General features: G+C 63.9%; 3 protein-coding genes and 1 pseudogene. 1 reads left to right on the top strand and 3 read right to left on the bottom strand.

Going from position 1 to position 4,674, the window contains the following annotated elements; translation table 11 throughout:
- Nucleotides 1-429: 429 nt before the first annotated feature.
- Nucleotides 430-603 (bottom strand): hypothetical protein, encoded by a 174-nt coding sequence (locus tag AC1DWT_RS49605; protein WP_164063559.1) that lies wholly within the window; start codon nucleotides 601-603, stop codon nucleotides 430-432.
- Between the two features lie 701 nt (nucleotides 604-1,304).
- Between AC1DWT_RS49605 and AC1DWT_RS49610 the strand changes: the two genes are divergently transcribed.
- Nucleotides 1,305-2,447 (top strand): hypothetical protein, encoded by a 1,143-nt coding sequence (locus AC1DWT_RS49610; RefSeq protein WP_477926107.1) that lies wholly within the window; start codon nucleotides 1,305-1,307, stop codon nucleotides 2,445-2,447.
- A 171-nt stretch (nucleotides 2,448-2,618) separates the two neighbouring features.
- Here AC1DWT_RS49610 and AC1DWT_RS49615 read toward each other — a convergent pair whose 3' ends face one another.
- Nucleotides 2,619-3,536 (bottom strand): hypothetical protein, encoded by a 918-nt coding sequence (locus AC1DWT_RS49615; RefSeq protein ID WP_257014864.1) that lies wholly within the window; start codon nucleotides 3,534-3,536, stop codon nucleotides 2,619-2,621.
- Nucleotides 3,537-3,797: 261 nt separating this feature from the next.
- Nucleotides 3,798-3,887 (bottom strand): annotated as a pseudogene (locus AC1DWT_RS49620) (DUF2510 domain-containing protein); the annotation flags it as partial.
- Between the last annotated feature and the right edge of the window lie 787 nt (nucleotides 3,888-4,674).

Consider the following 4,674-nt stretch of genomic DNA (forward strand, 5'->3'; position numbering starts at 1 on the left):
GCCGGGAACAGCGAGGCAGATTATTGGTTGGGTGTGACACGGCGAGCAGTATGTTGGCCGTGGCCTGCAGCGGTGGATATTCTGGCGAGCCGCTGTCATTCGCGTGAATGACACTCAGATTCAGGACAACTACATCCTCAGCCCGGTCTAAGCCGTCTCGCAGGAATGGTCGGATCGATCGGTGATACCGACCTTCTGTGTGAGAGGAGAGAGGGTGGTCGTGTCAAGGAACCATGTTGATCGAATTTGGCGTGCGGGAGTTGCCGGAGTCGGTGGCTTGGCGGCAGCGCTCGTGTCGTCGACGATGCAGGATCCCGGTCTACTCCCGAAAAGTTGCGCGGGGCTTCGCCTGCCGCGGCTGTGGGTGCCTGCCGGCAGTGAGACCCCATCAGCAGGCGTCACGGTTCGGCCGGTGGGATCACCGTACGGTCAGCCGTCGATTGGTTCGCAGATCGCGACAGGCCCGGGACAACCCGGGGTGGCGCATTCGTACAGGTCGGTCTCGATGAGCACGCCGCCGAGGCTGGCGTAGATGTAGTGCCGGAACGCGGCGTTGCCACACGTCACGCAATCTCTGTCGATCTGGATCCACTCGCCGCCCATGGCTGGACCCTAACTGGACGGGGCACGGCATCGACCGCGAGGTCGCGGCGCGCTGGCGACGATCCCGTGGAAGCGCATCGGGTTCGAATCGCGGCTGTGGTGCGTGAGGCCGCAGAATCGCGTGTAGAAATATTCTCCACGGGCCGCGCACCCCTCCTCAGTCTCTTCGTGACCGAGGTCGGTCTCGTCGAATGTTAACTGTGTGAACCCACGTAAGTGCCCGGTCGCACACGACCGCTGGGAGGCGGGAACTGTTGTTCGGGTGACGCCACAGCGGAGCTTTCGCTACGCATGAGTCTGAGGCAATCGCGGTCCGGTGACCGGCAGGACGTCCTGTCGTGTCGTGGTGCGGTTGACAGCGGTGTGGACAGCGTCGGGAAGTGAGCCGGCACCGAGGAAGACGTGCCATCGTCAATCGCTAGTCGTGCGTCGTGTTGATATGTCATGTTTCTGTATCCCGAACGCCCGATGTCTACCTGCACGGCCGTGGACGGCTAGGTTGTCTGTTCGTGCCCCGGCGACTGACGGATGTGGAAGCGACCGAGCGGATGCGTGCTGCAGGTGCTGAGCCGCTGGATCCGTATCCCGGCGCGGGGCGCCCGTGGCGCTGTACGTGTGCGCGTTGCGGACGCACCATCACCCCCAGTCTCCATAGCCTGACGAAAGGCAACGGGCCGTGTGCCTACTACGCGGGGAAAGCCGTGGACCCCGTCACCGCCGTCGAAGTGATGCGAGCGGCGGGCCTGGAGCCGTTGGTCCCGTACCCAGGGAGTAAGAACACGTGGCTATGCCGTTGCAGGCGCTGCGGTAACGACATCGCGCCTCGCTACAACAACGTCCAGCAAAGCCAAACTGGATGTAAGTACTGTTCGGGGCACATCGTCGACGAACTGGCGGCCGAGTCGCTGCTGCGCCAGCACGGTCTCGAACCACTCGAGCGCTATCCCGGTGTCCAGGTTCCGTGGCGCTGTCTCTGTCTGCGATGTGGACGCGAGACCACCAAGCGGTGGAATGACGTCAAGAACGGGGTATCAGGCTGCAAGTTTTGTGCGAGACGGGCGGTCACCGAGGTGGATGTCGTCGCGGCGATGCACGCGGTCGGCCTCGAGCCTTTGGATCCGTATCCGGGAAGCAACAAGCCGTGGCGGTGTCGGTGTCTGACCTGTGACTCGCTCGTCAGTCCCCGTTACAACACGGTCAAGAATGACGATGGTGGATGTCGGGTCTGCGCGGCACGCAAACGCKGACTGGGCCGGCGTCGGGATTCCGATGAATGTGCCGAACTGATGCGAGAGCTCGGACTCGAACCTCTGATTCCGTATCCCGGCAGCAATGTTAAGTGGCACGCCAGGCATCGGGTCTGCGGACTGGATGTCAATCCGACTTTCCACCAAGTGATGTCGATGGGCGCTATTTGTCCGCACTGTGCGGTCAGCGGTTTCAAGCCGGCGCTACCCGCCGAGGTGTACCTGATCACGGACACGCTTCGTGCCGTGCACAAGATCGGAATCGGCGGCCTTCATTCCAACAGGGTCAAGCTGTGGACCAAGAAGGGCTGGAGTGTGTATCGCACGAAACGCTTCACGGTCGGGGCGGACGCCTACGAAGTAGAACAACGAATCCTGCGATTGCTACGGGTAGACCTCGCTCTACCACCATATTTGGCCGAGGAGGACGGTTGGACTGAGACCGTGTCCGCCGAAGCCGTCAGCCTGCACGAACTCTGGTCGACTATCGAACTTATCGCGGCAGAGGTCCTCACGGCGGGTACGACTGCGCCTCGATCGGATGGATCTCCTTTCCACGACCACGAGGAAGTCGGGGCAGACGGAGTCACGCGATGATCTGATGACCTGAGGGACAGGGCTCACGTGCAGCGCACAACGGAAGCAGTGGATCACAGTCACCGACCCCGGCGGAGTAGACCGCCGCGCCGACGCGATTGCTGTCCGAGGACGTGTCGTCACCACAAATCGCAGCGCCTTCCTATGATCACCCGAGCCGCTGGTTGGCTTTCACCAACTGCTGCTGGTGAGGCGGCCGTCTGCGTGGTCGACGGTCGCGGTGATCATGGTGTCGAGGCGCTCGTGAGGGTGATTGGGCGTCAGTCCGGGAACTACCGGGTCCGACATGACCTCGAGCATGAGGGCATAGGGGCCGTTGGACCAGCTCGTTCTCGAGACACCGAGTTCGGTGTTGATGATCTTCGCCCCACCGCGGTTGGCGTCGAACGGAACCCGCGTGCCACCGTCGATCAGGAACGTCTGATCGGCGCTGGTGGCGAAGTCGGCGTCCTCCCGAGCTGCCTGCGGGCTGTTGTGCAGATCGACCTCGACGACGACGCTGCCGTCGGAGTTGCCGCACGAGTAGGTGGCGAGGATGTCGCCATGTGCGGACGTCGCAGGGGAGCCGGGGGCCTGCCCAGTCCGGTCGCTGAATCCGCCAGCTGTCAGGGCATCGGAGTCGAGAAGGGCGCAGGGATCGTGAGCGGGAACCGTAGCCGCCGGCGGGGCGGGCGCCGACGGTACCTCGTCGGGGTAGCGGACACCGCCCGGGCATCCGAGGGTTGTGTATTCGTGGGCTGACTTCGTCGTCTCGGTACCGGGTGGCCCCGCGAGCGGTTGACCGCCGTGTGCGATCCAGCAGGGCCGGCCGCCGCCGTAGATGCTCTCGTCGAACTCCGGAGTCCACTCCACCGTGGTCAGTGCGTAGTCCGCCTCGGTGGCGTAGCCGTAGCAGTAGGCGGCCTTCGTGGTGTGAAGGTAGTGCTGCACGCACTGTCGCTGGAGTTCTTCGACCTGGTGCGGATCCTCGATGCCCGCGACGAAGCGCACGTTCGACTGTCCTCCCTCGTCGTCCTTCGTCATCCCGTGTGCGCGCACCATCGACTCGGAGAAGGTGAGCGGCGCAGGCTCCGCAGTAGGCGTGGTCACCTCGGCCGGCGTGGTCGCCTGGGACGGAGTGGTCGCCTCGGTCGGTCTGGGTTCTGGTGCCGCCGAGGATGCAGTGCGCTGGGTTTCGGAGCTTGAGTCTTTGATCGCGTTGCCCACTGCGCCGATCGCGAGGAGGACCGCCACGATCGTCAGGCCAATCCACCAGCGGAGGTTCGTGCGCTTCTGCTCCGGTGTCCACCCCTTCGTAGTTGTCGGCGGGGGTGGTGACGGCTGGGAGGGCGGGGTGGACGCTGCCTGGGTCGGGTACGCAACCTGTTGCCACGCCCGCCCGTCCCAATACCTGAAGGAGTTCGAGCCGTCAGGATTCGGGTACCACCCCGGAGTTGTCATGGGAATGAGATAGCACACTCTGCTAACTGCGGTGAACCGTTCCGATGCTGTGTCGGTTCAAAGGGGCCAGCACTCAGCAAACTCAATGGAAATCGCGCCACCGACGCCAATCGGGGATCCCGCCACTCGTCCCCACGACGGACGAGTCGCCGAGCCGGGCATCGTGCCCGACTAGCTTTGGGCCTCAGCGTTACCCGTTCTCCTCAACCCGCTCGTGCATATCTGTGTTGGCGACATCGCCGGCGTAGACCTCACCGAGCGCGGGGTGGCCCCTCTGTACGTGAGAGGACCTCGGTTGTGGTCGTGGAGATTTCGATGGACCACATTCCGGCGGCGGTAGCCGGGTTCGCGTCGTTTGCGACCTCGCCGGGTGCGGTCAACCATCTGCGGCACGACGGCTGCTGGCGCCACCGGGCAACGGTCGCTGCTGCGGGTACTTCTCACCTCGAGCTGGGCTTCTCGATCGATTTCGCCCTCATCTCCTCTGCACGGCCCCGATGCAACGGCGGAATGACCCGAAGGTCTTCGTGGTCGCGCCGGCGCCGGTAACTCCGCCATCGACCGGCAGTCTCGACCGCCTCAACTCCGGCAGCTAGCACCGGATTTACCCGCTCGACCAGTACGTACCGGCTGTCGTTGCCTCGGGCGTCCCTGTGAACCCGGCCTCACCCACCCGACCGGAGAAAATCGTGCGCAGGAACATACCAGCCCTCACGATTCGCCAAAGAAGCCACTCAACGGCGGATACAATCGACGATCCTCATCGAGGTCGTCAGCCATCCCTGGG

Source organism: Rhodococcus sp. P4_B6, from assembly GCF_056402215.1.

What these genes read in the sequence shown, in the direction of transcription:
- AC1DWT_RS49605 (WP_164063559.1), bottom strand. Translation starts at nt 603, where the DNA reads ATGGGCGGCGAGTGGATCCAGATCGACAGAGATTGCGTGACGTGTGGC.